Origin of the sequence: Thermodesulfatator indicus DSM 15286, assembly GCF_000217795.1 — a bacterium.
Lineage (GTDB): Bacteria > Desulfobacterota > Thermodesulfobacteria > Thermodesulfobacteriales > Thermodesulfatatoraceae > Thermodesulfatator > Thermodesulfatator indicus.
The window spans coordinates 996106-1018448 of sequence record NC_015681.1; the positions used below are offsets into that span (position 1 = coordinate 996106).

The window sequence follows — 22343 nt, forward strand, 5'->3', positions numbered from 1 at the left end:
AATGCTTGCCGAAGAAAAACGACTCAAACAAGGGAAACTTTTTGCCGAGACAGTTACCGAGCCTGTCATTATCCCGCGGGGAGAACATAACATCTCTCGCAAAGATATTTCTAAAGAGGCTCTAAAAGTCCTCTATCGTTTAAAAAAGAAAGGCTTCCTTTCCTATCTCGTAGGAGGAAGCGTAAGAGATCTCCTTTTGGGCATAAAGCCCAAAGACTTTGATGTAGGCACTGATGCTCGGCCAGAAGAAATAAGAAAACTTTTTCGGTGGAGTCGCATCATAGGCAAACGTTTCCGTCTGGTGCATGTTTACTTTCCTGGAGGCAAATTTATAGAAGTAGTCACCTTTAGAGGCCCAGAGACCGCCGAGGAAAATGGCCTAGAGGTGTTTGGCACGCCGTATCAGGATGCCTTTAGGCGAGACATCACCATAAATGCCCTTTTTTACAATATCGCCGACTTTAGCATCATTGACTACGTAGGTGGCATGAAGGACTTGCGAGCCGGCATCATAAGGGTTATCGGCCCGCCTGACATTCGCTTTATCAGAGATCCTGTGCGCATGATAAGGGCTATTCGCCACGCCGCTCGTACCGGCTTTATCATTGAAGAAAACACCTGGGAGGGCATTCTTCGCCATCGGGAAAAAATTATGCTTTGCCCACCCATGCGCATCAGGGACGAATGGTTAAAAGATGTCCTTGGCTTTTGGACCAGCCCCTGGGCCGACTTGATGCTTAAAAGCAGGCTTTTTCAAGAAATCTTTCCGACTTACGGAAAATATTTACACCGAGCCACACCTCAGGAAAGGCAGTTTTTCTTCAAGCTCCTTGCCTGGGCCGATAAAGAAGCCCAAAAAGAACGCCTTTCAGAGGCCCAGAAACTAGCGGCCTTTCTTTATCCATTTCTGGTTGGAGAAGGAAGCCTTCCTAGAATTCCTAAAAAAACAACTCGTCCCGGCGGCTTAATTCGGGAACAGATGAAAAAAGTTTTTTATCCTTTTGATTTTAAAAGAGAGCTTTTTGAAAATACTTTGCAACTTTTAACAGGCATCTGGCCGATAAAATATCATTTGCTAAGAAGTAAACATATGCCAAGGCGTCTTTCACGGAAGAGCTATTTTCAAGAAGCTTATTGTCTGGCCAAAGTTATCCTGCGGCTTGAAAGAGAAATTCTAGGCCTTGATTTTTCCAATGGAAAAAGAAACCGCAAACGGCGCTAGCCGATTATTTTTATCACTTCTCGCAATTCAGAAATAACAAAATCAGGCCTGGCTTCGGCTGGAGGAGTGGCCCCAAAAGGGTCCCGTGATGGTCTTTTCACCCAGCACGTAGTCCATCCCCTTTCTTTAGCCGGGGCTATGTCGTGGAAAAGGCTCTGGGCCACGTGAAAAATGCGCTCAGGCGAAACAGAAAGCCTCGTTTCCGCTAGCTCAAATATGGCCTGCCCCGGTTTATAACAGCGAGCTTCTTCTGCAGTTATAAGGGCGTCAAAAGAAACACCCATTTGAGCCACACTTTTTGCCAAGAGATCATTGTCAATGTTTGAAATGATGGCGAACTTAAAACCAGCTTTTTTGAGACCTGCCAGGGCTTCTTTTACCTCAGGAAAAGGTGGCCAGCTGGGTAGGCTCTGCCAGAGGATGTTTTCCTGGCCTGGATCTGGCTTGAGACCGAAATGGTCAAAAAACTTTAGCGCCACTTCTTTCAAGATTTCACGATAAGGCTTCCAGGTTCTTTCCGCCTCACTCTCAAATCTCGCGTAAAGCTTTAAAATTTCTGCGTCTTCAAGGGCAAAAATAGGCTTTAAGGCCTTCAAAATGCCCGTTTCCCAATCAATCAAAGTGCCGTAGCAGTCAAAAGTTACCCACTCAAAATTTGCGGACATTGAGTTCCTCCAGATCGTCTTGGTAGCAGAGTATCACTTCTAAACCGAAGTCTTCAAGCTCTTCTATTAATTGGTCAACCTGAGTAATGCGAATGGGGTTTCCTTCAGAATGCGCTGGAATTTTAACCATCACCCGAGGAGGATTAATAGAAAGAACCTGGGCCTTAATACGAAAACCTGGGGGAAGCCCTTTTAGAGATTCCTTGAAAAACTTTTGCGTAAGAAGCCTTAAATCTTTTTCTGTACGGGCCTTTTTAAAACGAGTTCTAAAATTTTCTCCCATAGCTATAAGCATGGAACATAGAAACTTTTTCGGCAAGAGATTGTTGCCCAATTTCCAGTTAATCAAATGGGGACAGGCAAAAAATTTCTGATAACGATAACGGGGATAACGGGGACAGGCAAAATCAAAATTAAAAATTTGCCTGTCCCCATTTTGACTTTTGTTAAAGAGAGCTTATTTTCCAAATTGCCATGGCCACTATAAAAATTTTAGGCACAGCAGGGGCGCGTTACGTAGTAGCTAAACAGCTTCGTTCCTCAGCAGGTACGTATATAGAATACGAGGGCACTCGTTTAGTGCTTGATCCAGGGCCGGGCACGTTGGTGCGTATGGCCACCACTAAGCCTCGCCTAGATGTTATGAAACTTCACGGCTTGATACTCACCCACGCCCACCTGGATCATTCAAATGACGTTAACATTCTCATAGATGGGCTAACTGAAGGCGGTCTTAAAAAAAGAGGTGTGCTCTTTGCCCCGCGAGAATGCTTGAGCGGAAATAGTGCGGTAGTTTTGAAATACTTACGCCCTTATTTAAAAGAAATAAAAATTCTTGAGGCCGAAAAACTTTATACCATTGGAAACATTAAGTTCCGCACTTCCAGGCGACATTACCATACTGCCGAAACCTACGGCATAATCTTTGATTTTTCAGGAAAAAAGGTAGGCTTTTTAGTAGATACCCTATTTTCCCCTAGGTTAATTGAATCTTATCGGGATTGCCAGATTCTTATTATAAACGTGGTTCGCTTCAAGCCTCATCCTTCGCCTAATGTGCAACATCTGTGTGTGCGGGACGTAGAAGAAATCCTTGCGGAAATAAGGCCAGAAAAAGCTATTCTTACCCACTTCGGCATGACCATGTTAAAGGCCCAGCCCCATCAAATAGCGGCTAAGTTGAGCCGCAAGTTAAATTTAGAGGTCATAGCCGCTTATGACGGGTTGACTTTGGAAATTTAAAATAGGGACAGGCAAACTTAACTGCTTGAAGAAAAAGATCAAAAATAGTACAAGAAAAACATGGAAGAACGGCTTCTGATGGGAGAAAAAGAAATAGACCGCGCTCTTACAAGAATTGCCCACCAGATTCTCGAGCGCAACCAGGGTTGTAAGGACTTAGTCCTGGTCGGCATTCGCACTGGAGGAGTGCCCTTAGCAGAACGCCTGAAGAAAAAAATTGAACAAATAGAAGGATCAGGGCCTCCGGTAGGTATGCTGGATATTACCCTTTATCGTGACGACTGGAGCAGAGCCGCTTCACAACCAATTGTACGTAAAACTCAAATACCTTTTCCCATAGATGATAAAGTGGTCATCTTGGTAGATGATGTTATCTATACCGGTCGCACTATTCGCGCCGCCCTTGATGCTCTAGTAGATTTTGGCCGTCCTCGTAAAGTAGAACTGGCTGTTTTAGTAGATCGAGGCCACCGCGAATTGCCTATTGAGCCTACTTATACCGGCTTTACTATCTCCACTTTACCAAATGAACACATTACCGTACATTTAAAAGAAATCTCCGGAAAGGACGAGGTAGTCCTTGAAAGACACCGATAAATACAAAACTCCTTCCTTTTCCGAAAGATTACCTACCAAATGGCTTGGTAAAAAGATTCTTTTTTTTAAAGAAATACCTTCCACCCAAGACGAAATCAAAAAAAGGGCCTCTTCTGAAAAATCGGGCCTGGTAGTTTTAGCAGACCGTCAAACTCAAGGCCGAGGAAGACTTGCTCGTGCCTGGTTTTCCCCAAGAGGAGCAGGACTGTATTTTTCTATTTTACTTAAGGGCCCTTTAGCCCAACCAATTACACTTTATAGCCTAGCAACAGCGGTAGGGGTAGCCCGAGGTCTTGAACAGCTGCTGGATATTCCTGTAAAACTAAAGTGGCCCAATGATATTTTAATTAAACAAAAAAAGATTGGCGGCATTTTATTAGAAAAAGTTCCAGAGGGTTTGGTAATAGGAGTTGGGCTCAACGTAACCTTTAAAAAAGAAAATCTTCCACCTGATATTCGAGAAAAGGCCTCTTCGATCTTTCTAGAAACCGGTATCATTTTTAGTCGGCCGCAAATACTTAGAGCTGTTCTTGTAGAACTAGAAAAAATATACGAAAAACTACTTGAAGAGGGATTTAATGCCGTTGAAGATGCCTGGCAAAAAAGAGATGTAACCAAAGGGAGCAAGGTAGTCTTAAAAAGAGGAGAAGAAATCCTTAAAGGCCAGGCTATCGGCCCCACACCTAAAGGAGAACTCCTCATAGAAACAAACAAAGGTGTGATAACCGTGTCTTCTGGTGAAATATTAATGTGGGAAATTTCTGGCTGGCATCAACCTAAAGCCGCTTAAATAAACTTCTCTAAAAACAAATTATCCTTAATTTTACTTAACTTCGCTCGCAAGACCTTATTTTATTATGGCGAAGAAGCGGGGGACGAACGAAGAAAACAAAGTTATCTCTCGAATAAGACATTTGGCTTGTCCTTTGGTTTTAGATGCTTGCGTATTTTTATAAAAGGGGTAAGGATAATAAACAATTTTTATAAAAGTTTTGCAGGTGAAAGCCATGCCTAAACTCAAGGAAGTTTTACTAAAAGCAATTGAGGCAAAAGATTTGACGCCTGAAGAAATAGAACAGGCCTTCTCTGAAGTAATCGCCGGAGATTTTGACGAGAGGCAGCTTGCGGCTCTCTTGACTGCTTTAAAAATCAAAGGAGAAACCTGGAAAGAGATAGCCGCTGTGGCTCGCACTTTGCGAAAAGTAGCAAGGAGTGTCCCGCACAATATATCCAAAGCCGAACCCCTTGTTGACACCTGTGGCACAGGAGGGGACCGTAAAGGCACTTTTAATGTATCTACGGCAGCAGCCTTTGTAGTGGCAGCTGCTGGCGTTAAAGTGGCCAAACATGGCAATCGTTCGGTTTCAAGTAAGTGCGGTAGTGCTGATGTGCTTGAGGCTCTAGGTGTAAAAATAGACATGCCTCCAGAGATGGCGGCGGCCTGCCTTGATACTTGCGGACTTTGTTTTCTTTTTGCCCCACTTTATCATCCCGCTATGAAACATGTAGCTCCTGTGCGCAAAGCCCTTGGTTTCAGGACTATATTCAACCTGGTTGGCCCTCTTCTTAACCCAGCTGGGGCTAACACCCAGGTGCTTGGTGTCTCTGACTTCCGTCTTACGGAAAAAATGGCCTTTGCTCTCGATGCCCTTGGTGCCAGACGAGCCTTAGTTGTATTCGGTGAAGATGGCTATGATGAGTTTGTTGTCACTGGCTCTACCAAAGTTTCTGAATTAAGAGATGGCCGTATTACCACGTATTATGTTGACCCAGAAGACGTTGGCCTTGAACTATGCGAAGAACCTGAAGAACTGTTAGGTGGAGATGCTGAACAAAATGCCGAAATTATAAGGAACATATTAGTTGGCAAAGAAACCGGCCCTAAAAGAGACATGGTGGCCTTAAATGCTGGTGCCGCTATTTACGCTGCGGAAAAGGCCATTGACCTCAAAGCCGGTGTTAAGAAAGCCCTTGAAATACTTACCTCAGAGAAAGCCATGGACAAGCTCGAAGAGCTTATCAACTTCAGCCAGCGACATACCCAATGAAAATCGGCATAATCGGTCTACCACAATCAGGAAAGACAACTATTTTTAGAGCAGCGGCGGGAGAAGCTGCTGGCCAGGTAGAAGAGAAGGGCAGCATTGCCCGCGCGGTAGTCAAAGTGCCTGATGAGCGCCTTGATGTATTGCAACGTATCTTTTCCTCTGCCAAGAAAACCCCGGCCACTGTACAGTACCTCGACCTTTCCTTTGACCTCAGAGAAAGAGAAGGGCGAGGCAAAGAACTTGAAAAACTTTTACACGAACTGAAACCCGCTGATGCCTTAATCATGGTAGTACGAAATTTCGAACTGGCAGGAATTCCTCCAGAGCCACAAAAAGAACTTGATACCCTTCACGAAGAACTAATCCTTTCCGACTTGGCCATTGTAGAGAGGAAACTTGAACGCCTGGAAAAAGAAGCCAAAAAAGGGGCTTCAATAGTTGAAAAAGAACTAGAAGAACTACGCGAAGCCAAAAAACTCCTCGATGAAGGGCGCCCCTTAAGAGTTTCTTCGAATTTAAGAAAAAGTCCTTACATGAAGGGCTATGCCTTTTTATCCATAAAACCCCTTCTAGTAGTTATAAACTCAGGCGAAGAAGCCGAAGAGGTAAAACTAAACTTACCTCCCTTTGCCGAGGCTATTCACATAAAAGGGCGCCTTGAAGCCGATCTTGCCGAGCTATCCTCAGAAGAAGCTGAAATTTTTAGAGAAGAATACGGTCTTTTAGAACCAGCCCTTCCCCTGCTTATCAGAAAAAGTTTTGAAATCCTTGATTTGATTTGCTTTTTCACTGGTGGAGAAAAAGAAGCCCGAGCCTGGCCTATTCCACGAGGCTCAACAGCTCAAAAAGCTGCAGGAACTATCCATTCAGACATGGAGCGAGGTTTTATTCGAGCAGAGGTAGTAGCTTACGATGATCTGGTTGAAGCAGGTTCTTACCAAGCTGCCCAGAAGAAGGGAAAAGTTCGCTTAGAAGGTAAAGATTATGTAGTAAAAGACGGAGACGTTATAATCTTCCGTTTCAGTGTATAATCCTTTTGATGAAATACCGTTTAGCTATAACCACTTTAGGATGCAAAGTAAATCAGGTAGAAAGTGCCTCCCTTGCCGAACAATTCGAAAAAAAAGGCTATAAATTCGTTGATTTCAAAGAAAAAGCCGATATTTACATAGTTAACACCTGTGCGGTAACAGCCAAAGCCAGCTACGAAAGCCGCAAACTATTGCGTCAGGCCCTTAAGAATGAACCTCTTCTTGTTGTAGCTACTGGATGTTACGCCCAGGTTGGCGCAGAAGAAATTCTTGGTTATCTCAAGGCCCCTATTTTGATCGTTGGCCAGAGAGAAAAGGCAAAGCTTCCAGAAATCATTGAAAGTTTAAGCTTACCGCTTAAAGAGAAACATATTGTTATTAGCGATGTAAAAGATTTAAAATTTTGTGAGCCGTATCCTCTTTCGTACTTCAGAGAGCACAAACGCGCTTTTTTAAGAGTACAAGACGGCTGTAGTCTATTTTGCACTTATTGTATTGTGCCTCATGCCCGAGGACCTTCGCGAAGCCTCAATCTGGAAAAAATAAGAGAACAAGTTTTAAGATTTTTGGCAGCTGGTTATCAAGAAATTGTAGTCACAGGAGTTCATCTTGGACTATGGGGAAGGGATTTAAGTCCACCTAAAACGCTACTTGACCTGGTTAACCTTCTTGAAGAACTCGGTGTACCACGCTGGCGTTTGAGTTCACTGGAACCCCAGGAGTTAAGTGAAGATATTTTGTATTTTGCGCGAAAAGCCAAAGGTTTTTGCCCACATTTCCATCTGTCTCTCCAAAGTGGAAGCAATGAAGTCTTAAGAAAAATGGGGCGGCGTTACAAGGTAGAAAACTTTGAAAGGCTTGTATTAAAAATAAAAGAGCTTTTTCCTGATGCCGCTATAGGCGCTGATGTAATAGCCGGTTTCCCTGCGGAAACAGAAAAAGATTTTGAGGAAACTTACGCCTTAATAGAAAAACTTCCCCTTACTTATTTGCATGTCTTTCCCTACTCACCAAGGCCAGGAACGCCTGCAGCAAGATGGCGGCAGGTGCCACCACACCTGGTGGCAGAAAGGGCTAGAAAGCTACAGGAGCTTTCTCAGGCCAAACGAAAAGCTTTTTACCGGGCCCAAGTAGGACAGATTCTTGAAGTCCTAATACTACGTTATCTAGAAGAACAAGGGCTATATGAGGGGCTTTCACGCAACTACGTTAAAGTGCTTTTTGAGGCTCAAGAAAAAGAACTCGGCCACGAAATTTCCGTTAAAGTAGAAAGAGCGGTTAACTCCTGGCTTTATGGTAGTAAAATTTCCTAAAAATTGGTGAGGTCAATACCCCCGTTAAAACTAAATTCTATCCCTTGGGAAAGAGGCTTCCGTGTGATATTTTTTTAACATGGCTAACACCTATCTAGCGGCAAGATGGATAGAAGAGGCCCTTGATCGCTATCATAATCGCCCTCCTCGGGCCACTATAATGGGCAAACGTGTCATCTTTTCTAACTTTCATTATTTAGCCGCCCTTCTCCATATTTACACTGGCACTTTTAAGTTAACGCAAATTGCCGAAATTGCCCGTCTCCCTCGAGAAGAACTTGATTTTCACCGTGAGCAACTGGATTTTATGACCCTGGTAGATTATCTCAAGACTAGATTTTCAGAATGGTTTCGGGAAACCATAATGATGCGCGATTTCTCTTTAGAAGAATATGCAGATATTGCCTGGGAATACACCAAGTTAGATGAAATGGTCCAATCACAGATAAAAATTCCCCTCCTTGAGCGCTTAAAGCACCTCTATCAAGCCTGTGAGACTTGCCAGCGATTAGAAAAACCCATGGATACGTATGACCTCAATGTTTTTCGTCGGCTCATGTCTTTTTTTATCTTAACCGAAACCATTAAACCCACCCTCAGTAGTAAATTAATAAAAGATAAAGCCCTTCCAGTAGCCGAAAAAACCCTTGATATGGCTCCATTTAAAGAATGGCAAAAAGGCAGCTGGCAAGAAGACGAAAGGGTTTTGGCTCTAATTGAAGAAATAAAAGCACGCACAAACCCTTTTCTATAGGAGTGGCTATGGCCCCAAAAAACAAATATCAACCACCTAAACTGAGTGAACAGGAAAAAAAGCGCCTTAACGAAATATTGCGCCGCCTCAAAGAAGCCTACCCGGAAGTCAAAATCGCTCTCAAGTTTAGCAATCCTTTGGAACTTCTCGTGGCTACCATTCTTTCGGCCCAGTGTACTGACGAAAGGGTAAACCAGGTCACCGCCGAACTTTTCAAAAAATATCGCTCAGCCAAAGACTACGCTGAGGCCCCATTGGAAGAACTCGCCGAAGATATAAGATCTACGGGCTTTTATCAACAAAAAGCTAAGTACATTAAAGAATGCGCCCGCTTAATTATTGAAAAGTTTGGCGGTGAAGTCCCTCGCTCCATGGAAGACATGCTAAAACTACCTGGAGTGGCCCGTAAAACCGCAAATATTGTCCTTTCTAATGCTTACGGAGTGGTGGAAGGAATTCCCGTTGACACCCATGTGAGGCGTTTGGCCCAAAGGCTTGGCTTCACTAAGGAAAAAAAACCTGACAAGATAGAACAGGACCTAATGGCCATTATCCCTCGGGAAGAATGGGGGCAAATTGCTTACGTCTTCCAGGCCCATGGCCGCAAGATTTGTAAAGCTAGAAAACCCCTCTGTGACCAGTGCGTAGTCAAAGACTTGTGCCCTAGTAAGAAAGAGAGCTAAATAATACCACTTAAGGGAAAATGGCGCGCCCGGGAGGACTCGAACCTCCAACCTCTGGATTCGTAGTCCAACGCTCTATCCGGTTGAGCTACGGGCGCGCACGCAAAACAAATTAACTCTTTTCCTCTAGTTTGACAAGTACTCCTAAAAGGATTTTACTTCGTACATGGACCTAAAAAATCGTTTCAAAGAACTTATTTTTACGTTGGCTTCAATCCCGAGCCCAAGTGGCGAAGAACGGGCCATCCTAGAGTATCTCTGGGGTCGCCTTTCTCAAATGAATATTCCTTTACGCAAACAAGAGGTACCTGACCGTTTCTGGAATATCATTGTAAACGAATCCCCTGAGAACAAGTTGCTCATCACCACCCATGTGGATACGGTTCCTCCCTGGCTGGGGGTTTTTCCTCCTCGCATGGGAGATGGCCATTTAGAAGGCCTGGGAGTATGTGATGACAAGGCCGGCGTGGCCATTATGCTCATGCTCCTTGAAGAAAGGCTTAGGCAAGGAAAGCCTATTCCGGCTACTTTTGCCTTCGTGGTGGATGAAGAAAGAGAAGGCCAGGGCTCGGCCATGCTGGCTAGGGAGCCTTTGCCTCCTTACGCCGTCGTGCTTGAGCCCACGGACTTGAAAATAGCTATTGCTGAAGGCGGCTCGGTAGAGTTTGAAATTCGGGTCAAAGGAAAAGCTGTCCACGGAAGCTGCATCCCCCACGGAGAAAATGCCATTGAGCGGGCCATAGAGCTCGTAAGCAAACTCAAAAGGCTTTCTTTCCTATACACAGAGCATCCCCTGGTAGGCCCGGGGGGTTTCAATGTAGAAAGATTTACCGGTGGAGACGGTGAACTCAGAGTGCCAGATCAGTGTATAGTGGAGATAGACTTTCGCGTCTTGCCCGGCCAGGAAACCCAGGATGTTATCAACGAGATTAAACAAATTTTAGATGAGACTCCCAATGTTCATTACGTAATAAAAGACATATCTGAACCCTTTGCCATTTCTACTGAATCACCCATTGTGAAAAAAATGTGTGAGGCCTATCGCCGGGCCTTAAAGGAAGAGCCTGAGCTTTCCGGTATGCCCAGCTGGACAGATGCGGCTCATCTTTTTGCTGCTGGTGTTGAACCGGTGGTCTTTGGCCCGGGGGATTTATCTCGCTGTCACACCCCGGAAGAAATCATTGAGCTTGTTGATGTGGTAGAAGCCTTTCTGGTGCTTGACTCCTTGCTTGACATTTGGTCATAAGTCTCAGCCTCTAACTCTTTTTCCATACGCAGCCAGGCCCCCTGGCGGTCTGTCACCTTAAAGCCAAGTTTTTCGTAAAAGCAACGAGCATCTTCGTTCTTTTCTCCAACCCAGAGGGCCACCTTTTTAAAACCTTTTTCTTTTAGAAACACCAGGGCTTTTTGCATCAAAAGTTTACCTAAACCTCGCCCTTGATAGGCCGGATCAACCACCAGTTCGTGAATCTCCGGCACAACTTCTCCGTGAAAGCGACAATCAGGCTGGATAACGATGAAACCTGCTGGCTTTCCGTCAACAAAGGCCACAAAAAAGCCGCCATCAGCATGCTTTATAAGCCATTTGAGGTAACGCTTTACCCGCCCTGGATCACGATAAGCGTAAATATAGTCCTCCTGATAAGCGTCAAGATAAATGCGTTTAAGGTCCTCAGCTAAAGGTTTCAGGTCCTTTATGGGTTTAATTTCTATCTTGTTCATTTTTCTTGATTATTATCCTCAAAAAGAAGTATGATTTTCATATGAATCTAATAAGGAGGCTAGATGTCTTTTATAAAATACATCGTCTTATCTGATTTACACTTAGGTGAAGAAGATAGCCTTTTGACCAACCTTAAACCAGGGGTGGCGGAAGAAGCTCCCCTTCAGCCTTCGCCTGTGCTGGTCAAACTTGGCCAATGCTTTGAAAACCTATTGGAAAATGATGGCCCCAAACCAGAGCTGGTGATACTTGGTGATGGCCTTGAGATGGCCCTGGCTGGAGTGCACCAGGCGGCCATGGCCTTTGAAAGGCTAATTGAAGAATTTTTTATAAAACGCCGTTTATTTTCCAGCATAATTTATGTTCCCGGAAACCACGATCATCACTTATGGGAAACCGCTCGCGAAATACAATATAGTAACTTTGTTGAAAGAAAAAAGCCTCCGGGAGAAATTTTACCAGAACCCTGGCACATATCTGAAACCTTTCCCCAGAAAGATTATCACTTTGTGCCTTCACCTTTTCTGCAAAAATTGATTAACCGTTATCCTGAGATCAAAGACTTAAAAGTAAAAATTCTCTATCCCGTATTTGGCTTGCTCGATAAAGACTATAAAAAGATAGTTTGTCTTCATCACGGCCACTTGATTGAATCCATTTATCGGCTCATGAGCAAATTAAAAGTAGCCCTTTTCCCTAGCGAAAAAGAGCCTGACACCTTGAACGAGATAGAAAAAGAAAACTTCGCCTGGATAGATTTTTTCTGGTCCACCATGGGCCGTTCCGGCCGAGTGGGTGAAAAGATAGAAAACATCTACGAAATGCTTTTGGTGCCCGCTACTTTTAAAGATTTGCTCGGCAATTTGGCCAAGGCCCTGGCTGATAAATTTGACCTGCCTTTAATTCCTGAAAGATGGGAAGATGACTTCATTAAAAAGTTACTTGAAAATTTTTTAAGGGAAAGTTTGCGGCCCGAACGCCGTAGAGACGAAAAGACTCTTTCAGAAAGCTCAGAAAAAGAATTACGCTGGTTTGTAGAAAGCCCTATTTTACATGAAATCAAAAAAATCCTGCCTGTTGATGATGAAGAACTTTCTACTTATCAATTTCAGTTTGTTTTTGGACATACGCATAAGCCTTTGGCGAGGCTTGATAAATTCAGGCCCTTTAACCCCTGGGCTAAAGTCTTTAATACCGGCGGCTGGGTGATTGACCGTTTAGAACTTCTGCCCGTTTACGGAGTCAATTTGATATTGATAACAGATGACCTGGAAGTGATAGGCCTTGAACTTTTTCGTCAGGGAAGCTTTGAATCGCCCAAGGTTTTATACGTGAAAAGCCCCGATGAACAAACACCTCTTATAGTTAGTCAACTAAATAAGAAGCTTGGTAACCCTATATGGCAGGAGTTTGTAGAAGTGGTACAAAGCGCCGCTCAAGTAAGGGCAGGGCATTTAAGACGTCGCCTTTTGGGTTTTTAAAGCTTCTACGATTTCTTTTAGTATTTGTTGGGGTGGTTCTTCGTAAAATACAGGTTCTCCCAATCTTTTTAGCAAAATAAAAGTTAGCTTTCCTTTCCATACTTTTTTGTCCGCGCGCAGAAAAGAAAGTATTTCATCTGTATCAAGATCTTGGGGTATGCGGGTTGGAAGCCCTAAGTCTTCAAGCAGCTTGATTAGCCTTAGGCTTATTTCTTCTTCCGCCACACCTAGTCTTTCTGAAAGTATAGCCGCGGCCACCATGCCTATACTTACGCAAAAACCATGGAGTATTTCGTAATTAGCCGCGGCCTCAATGGCATGGCCTAAAGTATGACCAAAATTAAGAATTCGCCTCAAGCCTCCTTCTTTTTCGTCGCGCGAGACTACTTCGGCCTTAAGGCGGCAGCTTTCATAAATTATGTGTTCAAGGCTTTCGGCGTCGTAATTAAGTAACTTCTGGCTTCTTTCTTCAAGATATTCAAAAAGATTAGGGCTTGAGATACAGCCGTATTTGACCACTTCGGCGAGACCATTTTTCAAATGTTCAAAGGGGAGAGTGCTAAGCACGCCGTAGTCTATGTAAACCCGCCAGGGCTGGTAAAAAGTACCCAAAAGATTTTTGCCTTCAGGAAGGTCCACACCTGTTTTTCCACCCACCGAACTATCTACCTGAGCCAAAAGAGAAGTAGGTATCTGGACATAGGGCACACCGCGCAAGTAAATAGAAGCGAGGAAGCCTGCTAGGTCTCCGGTGACGCCTCCGCCAAGAGCAATTATCGCGCACTTGCGGTCAAAGCCTTTTTGAAGCATCTGGCGGGCCAGATTAACTATCGTGTCCATATTTTTAGAGGCCTCTCCGGCCGGGAAGACAAAAAGCTCGGCCGAAAGCCCCGCTTCTCTGAGAAGGCGGAGCAAATCTTCAGCCAAAAGATCCGCCACTTGGCTATCGGAAATCAGGGCGTAACGATAACCCAGGTTGAGCCTTTTTAAATCTTCAGGGACTTCGGTTAAGAGGCCACCTTCAATCAGGATTTCGTAAGGCCTGCCGGTTTTTACCTCTAAAATTTTCATGCCTTTTTCTTAAAACAAAACGAAATAATTTTCAAACTGAGGGACAGGCAAAAATTTGTGCCACCCAAATTGCCCTTACTAAATAATTGGAGTAATTAAGACTAGATAAAAACAAGTATAGAGGTAAGAGCAAATAATGGAATACTTAATTCTTATTGGAACGGTTGCTTTAGTTCACCTGCTAGCAGTAGTTAGCCCGGGGCCAGATTTTTTCATGGTGTGTCGAAACACACTAACCTACTCCAAAAAAACCGGAATCTGGACGGCAGCTGGTATTGGTTTAGGAATAGCCGTCCATGTTTTTTATTCACTCGCTGGCCTTGCTCTTATTATTTCTAAGTCTATTATGCTGTTTAACATTATAAAATTCTTGGGAGCTGCTTATTTAATCTACATTGGGTTTAAGTCTCTTTTCGCCAGGTCTTCACCCTTTAACCTGGATTTATTCGAACAAAAGAAAGATATATCTGCATTTAAAGCCGCTAGAATTGGTTTTTTGACAAATATTCTCAATCCTAAAGCCACGCTTTTCTTTTTGAGTCTTTTTACTATCGTAATTCCCCCAGAAACTCCATTACCTATTTTGTTAATTATTGGTTTCATTTTGATGCTTGATACATTTTTATGGTTTGCCTTTGTGGCAATATGCCTCTCTCAAAGGCAGGTTCGTTCTATTCTTGGAAGATTTCAAGGAATTATTGATAAAACATTGGGAGGGATACTTATTGCCTTAGGAATAAAAGTTGCCCTAACCCATCGATAAATTCGTTTGATTATGAGACAGATAGAACAAAAGGACATTATTGATAAGCTGGCCGAAGCCGTAGAAAAGGCCTGTAAGGTATTACCTAAAGAAGTTCTAGAAACTTTTAAGACGGCCCGAGAAGAAGAACCTTCATCTCTTGGAAAAAAGGTTTTTGATATTCTGCTTAAAAATGCCAGCCTGGCCCAAAAAGAAAATTTGCCCATCTGCCAAGATACAGGTATTGCCGTAATTTTTGTGGAACTCGGCGAAGAAGTAAAAGTAAAAAATCTTTACGAGGCTATAAATCAAGGAGTGGCCAAAGGGTATGAAAAGGGCCTTTTACGTAAGTCTGTAGCGGATCCTCTTACGCGTAAGAATACCCGCACCAACACTCCGGCCATTATACATCTTGAAATTGTCCCGGGAGACAAGCTTAAAATAACGGTGCTCCCCAAAGGTTGCGGAAGCGAAAACATGAGTGCTTTAAAAATGCTTCCTCCTTCAGCAGGTATTTCTGGAATAAAAGATTTTGTGATAGATACGGTCAAAAATGCTGGCCCAAACCCTTGCCCTCCAATTATTGTTGGTGTCGGTATTGGTGGCACCTTTGAAAAAGCGGCTTTTCTGGCCAAAAAAGCCCTTATAAGGCCCATAGGAAAATCTCACCATATAGAAAAAATAGCCGAGCTTGAAAAAGAACTTTTAGCAGAAATTAACACCCTGGGCATAGGTCCCCTCGGTTTTGGTGGCAAATATACCGCCCTTGCCGTACACATCGAGACCTTCCCCACACACATTGCGAGCCTTCCCGTGGCCGTAAATATTCAATGCCACGCTGCCAGGGTCAAAACTTTAGAAATTTAGGAGGTAGTCATGTTTAAACTAGAAATTCCGCGGGTAGGTATGCTGGAAATAAAACACTTGGTTTTGGATTTTAATGGTACTCTTTCTGTTGACGGTCAGGTCAAAACAGGAGTCAAAGAAAAATTACTCGAATTGTCTAAGGATTTAGAAATTCACGTAGTTACGGCAGATACATTCGGCAAAGCTAAAAAAACTTTAATAGACGTAGATTGTAAAGTGCATATTTTGCCTCCAGAAGAGGCTCATGATGAGCTTAAACTAAAATACGTAGAAGAGCTTGGAGCTAAAAATGTTTGTGCCATAGGAAATGGCAGTAATGATGCTTTGATGTTAGCCGAAGCAGGCTTAGGTATAGCCGTACTAATGGAAGAAGGCATGTCAAGAGAAGCTTTTTTAGCAGCAGACGTCTTAGTAAAAGACATAAACGATGCCTTGGATCTTCTCTTAAAACCTCTTAGGCTTAAAGCCACTTTGCGCCGTTAATACGCTAATTTCAGGGTTTCCGCCGCCATACTGATCACCCATATTCATTAAAAATCTCGCCTCCATAAGAACGCGCTAATTTATAAAAATTTTCCATAAAAGCTTAATTATTTATAGGATTTTTCTTGACACGGAATTAAAATAGTTCTAAATAAATAAAAAAACTAAAACAAAAAGGAGGCCAAGTTATGTGTTTAAGACCTGGCATGAAAGCACCAGAGTTTGAGGTACAGGCCTATGTAAAAGGTGAGGTAAAAAACATTAAACTTTCTGATTATCAAGGCCAGTGGGTTGTTCTTTGCTTTTATCCGGCAGACTTTACTTTTGTTTGACCTACTGAGATTTCCTCGATAGCGGTCCGCTATCAAGAGCTAAAAGATTTAAATACTGAAGTTCTGGCTGCTAGTGTTGACACCGTTTTTTCTCACAAGGTTTGGGATGAAACAGAGCTTTCCAAAATGATCGGTATACCCGTGCCCTTCCCCTTGTTATGGGACAAAGGTGGCAAAATGGGCCAACTTTATGGAGTTTATGATCCTGATCTGGGCCTTAATCTAAGAGGACGTTTTATTATTGACCCGGATGGCGTTATTCAAGCTATTGAAGTTTTAAACGCTCCGGTAGGCCGTAATGTAGAAGAGCTTATCCGTCAGATCCAGGCCTTTCAGTATGTACGTGAACATGCTGGTGAGGCTTGCCCAGCTGGTTGGACTCCTGGTAAACCTACTCTCAAACCATCTCCTGCCCTAGCTGGCAAGGTTTGGGAAATTTGGAAACCTGAAAAGTAAAATCAAATCGTACGCAATAGAAGAGGGGGGATTATCCCCTCTTCTAAAAAATCAACATAGAAAACTGGAGACTAAAATGAAAAAGTATCAATGTAATGTCTGTGGTTATGTTTACGATCCTGAAACAGGAGACCCTATGAGGGACGTAGCTCCTGGTACCGCTTTTGAAAATCTTCCTGAGGATTGGACTTGCCCGGTATGCGGAGCTTCTAAATCAGAATTCAGCGCTATAGAATAACAGAGTGGGCAGGACAAACCCGCCCAAGTTTTTTGAGTTAATTCTATTTGAAAAGAAATAGCTTTTAGTCAGCCGACCTTTATACCTTCTACTAAAGCTTTTGAGCTAGTTATCAGCTGACACTAGCCGAATCGTAATCTTTATCTATCCGTTTTTGATTCAAAACACTATGCCGAGATAGAATCCCCAGAGATCTCCTTCTGATTTTGGCTGATAGACATAACCCAGGGCTGTATATTTGAGAGGAGAAGGCCCAAATCGCAGGCCTTCATAAAAGGCGGCTATCTGCCACTTCTGGTAGCGTAACCCAGCTTCGGCCTAAAAAGAAACCCTCTGGCTTGGTTCCAGGGTGATATCTTGGCCCAGAATATCGATTTTTTGGTAGTTATAAATGACGATTTTAAGGGTTCCTTCGCCAAAGAAGGTCACCGTCGATGAAGATTTATAACGTATATACCCGCCTAAAAGCCCATAAAAATTAGCCCAGTATTTTGAATAACCAATGGCTCGAGCGGTACTATCTATATCCCTTAGCCATTGTCTTATACCCACACCTAAAAAAAGGCTCAACAGTGACTCTAGGCGTAAGCCAAAAAGGTAGGCCCAAATTCCCTTCAAACTTATAACCGAAATAAGTGACCTTTGTTTGCACCGGATCCCCTCCCCAGGTCTGACCATCATAATCCACTTGGCCGCCAAACAGTTCGACTTTTGTGTGCGCCCTAAAGTCCCTAGATAAGGGCTTGGAAAGCTGCAAACCTAGACCATAAAGCGGCCCAGATTCCTGCAAAAGTTTGTCTCCTTGTTCGTATTCCTCCCATGTAAATCCAGAAACACTCGCATAAATAAGAAAATAGGGCTGCTTCTGAGAAAAATTCTTGTCATCCTGCGCCCAGGAATTAGAGAAGCCAGCCAGAAGCAAAAGATACACCAACAAAAATTGGATCTTAAACACCATAATTCCTCCTAAGATTTTCTTATAAGTTATTGATAACCTATTCCTTACTTGTTCCGAGCGCTAGCGAAGAGACCTAAGATCGCCTACAGCTCGGCAAACTGCATCAACTAGCAAGATATTTTTGTCATTATGAGGGCGGGAAAAATTTTGTGTAAGGGTAAAATTTAAGAAACTCAAGAGGGAGGAGGGAGGCTATGCCTAGACGAAAACTTGAACCCTATCCATTTCCTGATGAATGGCTCGAAGAAATCGTCAAAAATCTCTGGGAGGCCAAAACAAAAGGCACCAAACCCATCCTCTCCCAATTGCTTCAGGAGCTCATGAACGCCATTATGCTCAAAGAACGCGAAATCTTCCTCAAAAAACACCCTGAAAACGCCGCTAACGGCTTCTATCACCGTAATCTTTTCCTCTCCTTCGGTAATCTCGACCTCAAAGTCCCTCGCGTCCGTATCGGTAACTCTTTCCGTCCGGCCATCCTCCCCGATGCCTGGAAACGCATCGACAAAGACTACGAAGAACTCCTTATTGCCATGCTGGCCAATGGCTACTCAAAGGCCCAAATCCAAAGAACCCTCAAAAAATTGGGCCTGCCTTACTCTGAAGATTCCATCCAAGACGTCCTGGATTTCATCCAGGAAAAGCTTGAGTTTTTCCGCTCTCAGCCTCTTAAACCCGATTGGTTTGCCATCTTCATCGATGCTTACTGGGGAAAGATCAAAGACCCTGAATCCGGAAAAATAAGAGATCTTTCTCTCTTTGTGGCCCTAGGTATTGACCTCAGAGGCTTTAAGCACATCCTTGGCTTCTGGCCCCTTAAAGGCCGAGAATCTAAGGCCTTCTGGATCGAAGTCCTCCAAGATCTCATCAATCGGGGACTTAAAAGACCTCTTCTTTTCGTCACCGATGATTTCAGAGGTCTTACCGAGGTGATTCCTAAACTTTTCCCTTACGCTCAACACCAATTGTGTCTGATCCATCTTCAAAGGAATCTCAGGGCTAAACTTCCCTCAAAACTCTACCGCCGTACAAAAGAACTCTTAGCTAAACTCAAATATGCCTCTGATCGAGAAGAGGGGGAAAGGCTTTTTGCCGAACTGGTCAAAGTGATTAATGAAAGAAATCCTTCCTGGAGCCAGCAACTCGAGAAAAAGACTAATAATTATCTTGCTTTTCTGGACTATCCTTCTCAGGTAAGGAAGCACATTTACTCCACTAATCCCGTAGAAAGTATCAATTCAGGGCTTGATCGAATGGCCATGGATATGGGGAGTTATTTCCCCTCGGAAAGGTCTCTTGAGGTGAACCTTTTTATTCAGCTGAGCAACTTACAGGACAAATGGTGGCGCAAAGCCGTGCCAACTATTCAGGCGGTGAGCTATGAATTACAACAAAAATTCGTCTTGACCTATGAGCTTGAAGCTGTACTCTAAAATGAACAGGTTATCAGCTAACCTTTACACAAAATTTCTTATAGGCCTCTTATGCTCAAAGGCAACCTCTTCTACCGTCGCTTCCTTGGCCTCTCTGCTATTGACCCCGTTCCTGACCACTCTACTATATCTCGCTTCCGTTCTGATCTCAAATCCTTGAACCTTTATCGTAGGTGCTTTGAAGAACTTAAACGCCAGCTCGCTCAAAAGGGTTTTGAACTTCGCTCTGGCAAAATCATTGATGCTCGTCTGGTTAAAGCGGCTAGACGTCCTGGCAAGGATGATGATGCCTCTTTTATCAAAAAAGGCAAAAAGACTGTCTACGGCTACAAAGACCATATTGCTATTGACGTTAAAAATGAGTTTGTTTCAGAGTTCGTTTGCACACCAGCTAACGTGCACGATTCCCAAGTTCTTGATGAATTACTTGAAGGAGAAGAGGCAAGTGTTTTTGCAGATAAAGCTTATGATAAGCAAGAGTTAAGGAGGAGGTGTCGTAAGAAGGGGATATTTTGTGGAGTTTTAGCAAAGGCCAGGAGGAATAGGCCCCTTTCGGCCAGACAGAAGAAGAGGAATCGAATTTTTTCTCGTATAAGGGCCAAGGTAGAGCGAGTATTTGGCATTTTTTCCTTACATCTTCAGAGGGAGAGGGCGAGATATGTGGGACTATTTGCCAACGAAATTCATTTATTTTTAACCTGTTTTACGTATAATCTTTTGAATTTAGCGTGGCAGACGAGGAGAAAGGAGGCGATTTAGAAGGAAAAATTGAATAGATAAAAGATAATAAGATAATACTGCGATGAAGGAGGAAATAATAAGGAAAATGTGATTAAAACCTGGAAAAATTAAGAAATTTTGAAGGAGAAGAGATAAGCAAAAGGGATAGAAATCAGAAATTTTTGCTTTAATGGCCAAAACGGAGAATAGAAAACAAAATTAAAATTATTTTTTCAAAGGTCTCTTAATATTTTTTAAATTTACTTCGATTTTTATCAATTCCTGTTTTTATCGCATTTTTTTCTTCAATCTTCCAGGTAAGTCTTTCAATCAAAATTACATTGTTAACACGCGAGCAGTGACAGCAGGCAATAGCATTACAAGACCCGTGAGCAAAACAATTCCTTACATAAGCATTATAGACTGCTTCGAGCTTTAAGCAGGAACCTTCTGGCATCGTCTTGTTTGATTTCAAACCAGTGAGAATTCATATATTACGGACAACACAAATTAGTCCTTTTATCGAAAATTTTCCGCTCGGATTAATGTAAAGCTTGAGCAGGAATCTTGTATAAATGTTGCTTTTAAGGTGAAAATAATCATATTAAAAACAAACGCTTTAAGGAGGCCGCTTATGGGCATTGAATTTCGTAAAGAAAAGTACATTAGGCCTTTTCATAATCCTTTAAATAACTTTGCTCCTGAGCCTCAGGAAGTAGAGCTAAGGTTTGATCCTTTGCTAGAGCACTTTGCGGTTTTTAATCCCGCTCTTGAAGATAAGGCCAAGCTCTTTTTCGGGGCACAGGACTGGGAGCTAGTTAAAAAACTGGCTGAAGCTACGAAAGAACAGTGTTTCATGTGTCCGCCGAAAGTAAGAGAAATAACTCCTAAATATCCAGAAGACTTTATGGCTGAAGGCCGGCTTACACGTGGGGAGTGTACTCTTTTCCCTAATCTCTTTCCCACGGCTCCGAGGCATGCAGTTATTGCCGTGGGTGAGGCCCATTTTCGCAAAATAGATGAGTTTGAGCCAGGAGTTTTGGCTGATGGCCTTTATTTGGGCCTTGAATTTTTGCGTCTTTGCATGGAAGAAGATCCAGCTATTCGTTTTGGGCTCCTTTGTGCCAACTATCTTTTGCCAGCAGGGGCAAGTTTAGTGCATCCCCATTTTCAGGTAGTAGCAGCCAAGGTGGCTTTTCCGCGACAAAATGAACTATTAAACGCCAGCCAAACATATTTTTTAAAGTACGGAAAAAATTTCTGGGAAGAATTGTGTGCTACCGAAAAAGAAAGTAAAGAACGCTATATAGCTCAGCTTGGCAGAGTTACTTTTATAGCTAGCTTTGCTCCACTTGGCGGCAACGAAATCCTAGCCGTTATAGAAGGAGCAAAAGGCCTTTCAGAAATCACTACTGACGATGTGTTAGATCTGGCTAAAGGGCTAAACTTAGCCCTCAAAGGTTATGATAGAATGGGATACGGGACTTTTAATTTTACCTTGTTTTTGCCGGCTCTTGATGAAAAGGCTCCTTACTTTACACCACACCTGCGGCTTATTACGCGACAAAACCTTTATGAGAACTACCGTACAGATGATTATTTCTTGCAGCGTCAGTTGGGGGCTGAGCTGATCATTACTCCCCCAGAAGAAATGACTAAAATTATGCGTCAGGTTTTCGAAGAAGCCTAATTTGTTTGTTTTGAACTAAAAATGATGAAAAGTTCAAAAATACTATTGTGGTATTTTTCATTTTCGGTCTTATTAGTTAGCTTTTCTTACGCCTCAGATGTCATAGAGCAGACTGGAAACTTTATCAAAGTTATTCTTCCTGTTACAGCTATAGGCCTTTCCTTATATAAAAACGACTATGAAGGTCTTTTTCAATTTACTGAATCTTTTTTAACTACAATTACCATTACTTATGGCCTGAAATATTCTATTAAAACTACACGTCCTAACGGAGAACCTCACTCTTTTCCTTCTGGTCATACCTCTATAGCTTTTTCAGGGGCCTCATTTTTACAAAAACGCTACGGCTGGAAATATGGAATCCCTGCTTATGCCGCTGCTGCCTTTATAGGCTATAGCCGTCTCGAAGCAAACAAACATTATTTCAGAGATATACTGGCAGGAGCAATTATAGGGACAGCCAGCTCTTATCTTTTTACTGATGTTTACTCAAGTAACAAAATGTCTTTTATCCCGGTTGTTGAAAACAAAAGCTTTATTATGTTATTCAATTTGAGATTTTATTAATGGAGGGCTCAAAACAGGTGTAATTTA

General features: G+C 42.9%; 26 protein-coding genes, 1 tRNA gene and 1 pseudogene. 20 read left to right on the plus strand and 8 right to left on the minus strand.

What is annotated here, in order from left to right; translation table 11 throughout:
- The first annotated feature begins 1 nt into the window (after position 1).
- Complete coding sequence (locus THEIN_RS04790; RefSeq protein WP_013907559.1) at positions 2-1222, plus strand: tRNA nucleotidyltransferase/poly(A) polymerase-related protein; 1221 nt, start codon at positions 2-4, stop codon at positions 1220-1222.
- Here the strand turns inward: THEIN_RS04790 and THEIN_RS04795 are convergent.
- From THEIN_RS04795 to THEIN_RS12455, 3 genes are read right to left on the minus strand one after another with little or no spacing between them, the layout of a single operon-like run.
- Positions 1219-1887 (minus strand): haloacid dehalogenase type II, encoded by a 669-nt coding sequence (locus THEIN_RS04795; protein WP_013907560.1) that lies wholly within the window; start codon positions 1885-1887, stop codon positions 1219-1221. The two genes, THEIN_RS04790 and THEIN_RS04795, sit on opposite strands and share 4 nt — an antisense overlap.
- Positions 1871-2236: a hypothetical protein gene (locus THEIN_RS04800; protein ID WP_169311150.1), complete on the minus strand. Its 366-nt coding sequence runs from the start codon at positions 2234-2236 to the stop codon at positions 1871-1873. Before THEIN_RS04800 ends, THEIN_RS04795 begins: the two co-directional genes overlap by 17 nt.
- Positions 2233-2355: a hypothetical protein gene (locus THEIN_RS12455; protein ID WP_281054742.1), complete on the minus strand. Its 123-nt coding sequence runs from the start codon at positions 2353-2355 to the stop codon at positions 2233-2235. The genes THEIN_RS04800 and THEIN_RS12455 overlap by 4 nt, the downstream gene beginning before the upstream one ends.
- A 6-nt stretch (positions 2356-2361) precedes the next feature.
- Here THEIN_RS12455 and THEIN_RS04805 point away from each other — a divergent pair, with 6 nt between their 5' ends.
- The 8 genes from THEIN_RS04805 (at position 2362) to nth (ending at position 9555) form a co-directional block, all read left to right on the plus strand.
- The gene (locus THEIN_RS04805; protein WP_013907562.1) at positions 2362-3129 is read left to right on the plus strand and encodes an MBL fold metallo-hydrolase; all 768 of its coding nucleotides are present in this window, start codon (positions 2362-2364) and stop codon (positions 3127-3129) included.
- Positions 3130-3189: 60 nt separating this feature from the next.
- Positions 3190-3726, plus strand: coding sequence for a bifunctional pyr operon transcriptional regulator/uracil phosphoribosyltransferase PyrR (gene pyrR / locus THEIN_RS04810; RefSeq protein ID WP_013907563.1), 537 nt, complete (start codon positions 3190-3192; stop codon positions 3724-3726).
- Positions 3710-4516, plus strand: a complete 807-nt coding sequence (locus tag THEIN_RS04815) for a biotin--[acetyl-CoA-carboxylase] ligase (protein ID WP_013907564.1) — start codon at positions 3710-3712, stop codon at positions 4514-4516. The genes pyrR and THEIN_RS04815 overlap by 17 nt, the downstream gene beginning before the upstream one ends.
- A 217-nt stretch (positions 4517-4733) precedes the next feature.
- The gene (gene trpD, locus THEIN_RS04820; RefSeq protein ID WP_013907565.1) at positions 4734-5774 is read left to right on the plus strand and encodes an anthranilate phosphoribosyltransferase; all 1041 of its coding nucleotides are present in this window, start codon (positions 4734-4736) and stop codon (positions 5772-5774) included.
- Entirely contained in the window at positions 5771-6805 is a 1035-nt protein-coding gene (locus tag THEIN_RS04825; protein ID WP_013907566.1) for a DUF933 domain-containing protein, read from the plus strand. The genes trpD and THEIN_RS04825 overlap by 4 nt, the downstream gene beginning before the upstream one ends.
- Before the next feature lie 8 nt (positions 6806-6813).
- Positions 6814-8118: a tRNA (N(6)-L-threonylcarbamoyladenosine(37)-C(2))-methylthiotransferase MtaB gene (gene mtaB / locus THEIN_RS04830; RefSeq protein WP_013907567.1), complete on the plus strand. Its 1305-nt coding sequence runs from the start codon at positions 6814-6816 to the stop codon at positions 8116-8118.
- A 79-nt stretch (positions 8119-8197) separates the two neighbouring features.
- On the plus strand, positions 8198-8872 hold the full coding sequence (locus THEIN_RS04835; protein ID WP_013907568.1) for a hypothetical protein: 675 nt from the start codon (positions 8198-8200) through the stop codon (positions 8870-8872).
- Between the two features lie 8 nt (positions 8873-8880).
- Positions 8881-9555, plus strand: a complete 675-nt coding sequence (gene nth, locus THEIN_RS04840) for an endonuclease III (protein ID WP_013907569.1) — start codon at positions 8881-8883, stop codon at positions 9553-9555.
- Between the two features lie 21 nt (positions 9556-9576).
- On the opposite strand, the gene THEIN_RS04845 is transcribed toward nth, so the two are convergent.
- Positions 9577-9653: transfer RNA gene (locus THEIN_RS04845), tRNA-Arg, on the minus strand.
- 68 nt (positions 9654-9721) lie between these two features.
- Here THEIN_RS04845 and THEIN_RS04850 point away from each other — a divergent pair.
- Positions 9722-10801, plus strand: coding sequence for a M20 family metallopeptidase (locus tag THEIN_RS04850; RefSeq protein ID WP_013907570.1), 1080 nt, complete (start codon positions 9722-9724; stop codon positions 10799-10801).
- On the opposite strand, the gene THEIN_RS04855 is transcribed toward THEIN_RS04850, so the two are convergent.
- Positions 10717-11277 (minus strand): GNAT family N-acetyltransferase, encoded by a 561-nt coding sequence (locus THEIN_RS04855; RefSeq protein WP_013907571.1) that lies wholly within the window; start codon positions 11275-11277, stop codon positions 10717-10719. The two genes, THEIN_RS04850 and THEIN_RS04855, sit on opposite strands and share 85 nt — an antisense overlap.
- A 63-nt stretch (positions 11278-11340) precedes the next feature.
- Here THEIN_RS04855 and THEIN_RS04860 point away from each other — a divergent pair, with 63 nt between their 5' ends.
- Positions 11341-12759, plus strand: coding sequence for a metallophosphoesterase (locus tag THEIN_RS04860; RefSeq protein WP_013907572.1), 1419 nt, complete (start codon positions 11341-11343; stop codon positions 12757-12759).
- Here THEIN_RS04860 and aroB read toward each other — a convergent pair.
- Positions 12733-13830, minus strand: coding sequence for a 3-dehydroquinate synthase (aroB, locus tag THEIN_RS04865; RefSeq protein WP_013907573.1), 1098 nt, complete (start codon positions 13828-13830; stop codon positions 12733-12735). The two genes, THEIN_RS04860 and aroB, sit on opposite strands and share 27 nt — an antisense overlap.
- A 136-nt stretch (positions 13831-13966) precedes the next feature.
- Here aroB and THEIN_RS04870 point away from each other — a divergent pair, with 136 nt between their 5' ends.
- The 5 genes from THEIN_RS04870 (at position 13967) to rd (ending at position 16948) form a co-directional block, all read left to right on the plus strand.
- Positions 13967-14593, plus strand: coding sequence for a LysE family transporter (locus THEIN_RS04870; RefSeq protein WP_013907574.1), 627 nt, complete (start codon positions 13967-13969; stop codon positions 14591-14593).
- Between the two features lie 12 nt (positions 14594-14605).
- Complete coding sequence (locus THEIN_RS04875) at positions 14606-15439, plus strand: fumarate hydratase (protein WP_013907575.1); 834 nt, start codon at positions 14606-14608, stop codon at positions 15437-15439.
- 9 nt (positions 15440-15448) lie between these two features.
- Positions 15449-15922 carry an HAD family hydrolase gene (locus tag THEIN_RS04880; RefSeq protein ID WP_013907576.1) on the plus strand — a complete coding sequence of 158 codons (474 nt, stop codon included), beginning with the start codon at positions 15449-15451 and terminating at the stop codon, positions 15920-15922.
- A gap of 188 nt (positions 15923-16110) precedes the next feature.
- Positions 16111-16710, plus strand: coding sequence for a thioredoxin-dependent peroxiredoxin (gene prxU, locus THEIN_RS04890; RefSeq protein ID WP_013907577.1), 600 nt, complete (start codon positions 16111-16113; stop codon positions 16708-16710).
- Between the two features lie 76 nt (positions 16711-16786).
- Positions 16787-16948, plus strand: a complete 162-nt coding sequence (gene rd, locus THEIN_RS04895) for a rubredoxin (protein WP_013907578.1) — start codon at positions 16787-16789, stop codon at positions 16946-16948.
- Between the two features lie 517 nt (positions 16949-17465).
- Here rd and THEIN_RS04900 read toward each other — a convergent pair.
- Positions 17466-17906 (minus strand): hypothetical protein, encoded by a 441-nt coding sequence (locus tag THEIN_RS04900; protein WP_041434533.1) that lies wholly within the window; start codon positions 17904-17906, stop codon positions 17466-17468.
- A gap of 194 nt (positions 17907-18100) precedes the next feature.
- Here THEIN_RS04900 and THEIN_RS04905 point away from each other — a divergent pair, with 194 nt between their 5' ends.
- Both THEIN_RS04905 and THEIN_RS04910 read left to right on the plus strand, forming a co-directional pair.
- Entirely contained in the window at positions 18101-19339 is a 1239-nt protein-coding gene (locus tag THEIN_RS04905) for an IS256 family transposase (protein WP_013907579.1), read from the plus strand.
- A 48-nt stretch (positions 19340-19387) separates the two neighbouring features.
- A pseudogene (locus THEIN_RS04910) lies at positions 19388-20098 on the plus strand (IS5 family transposase); the annotation flags it as partial.
- A gap of 205 nt (positions 20099-20303) precedes the next feature.
- Here the strand turns inward: THEIN_RS04910 and THEIN_RS04915 are convergent.
- Entirely contained in the window at positions 20304-20516 is a 213-nt protein-coding gene (locus THEIN_RS04915) for a hypothetical protein (RefSeq protein ID WP_013907580.1), read from the minus strand.
- 177 nt (positions 20517-20693) lie between these two features.
- Here THEIN_RS04915 and THEIN_RS04920 point away from each other — a divergent pair, with 177 nt between their 5' ends.
- Both THEIN_RS04920 and THEIN_RS04925 read left to right on the plus strand, forming a co-directional pair.
- The gene (locus THEIN_RS04920; protein ID WP_013907581.1) at positions 20694-21749 is read left to right on the plus strand and encodes a galactose-1-phosphate uridylyltransferase; all 1056 of its coding nucleotides are present in this window, start codon (positions 20694-20696) and stop codon (positions 21747-21749) included.
- Positions 21750-21770: 21 nt separating this feature from the next.
- Positions 21771-22316 carry a phosphatase PAP2 family protein gene (locus tag THEIN_RS04925; RefSeq protein ID WP_013907582.1) on the plus strand — a complete coding sequence of 182 codons (546 nt, stop codon included), beginning with the start codon at positions 21771-21773 and terminating at the stop codon, positions 22314-22316.
- The last annotated feature ends 27 nt before the right edge of the window (positions 22317-22343 follow it).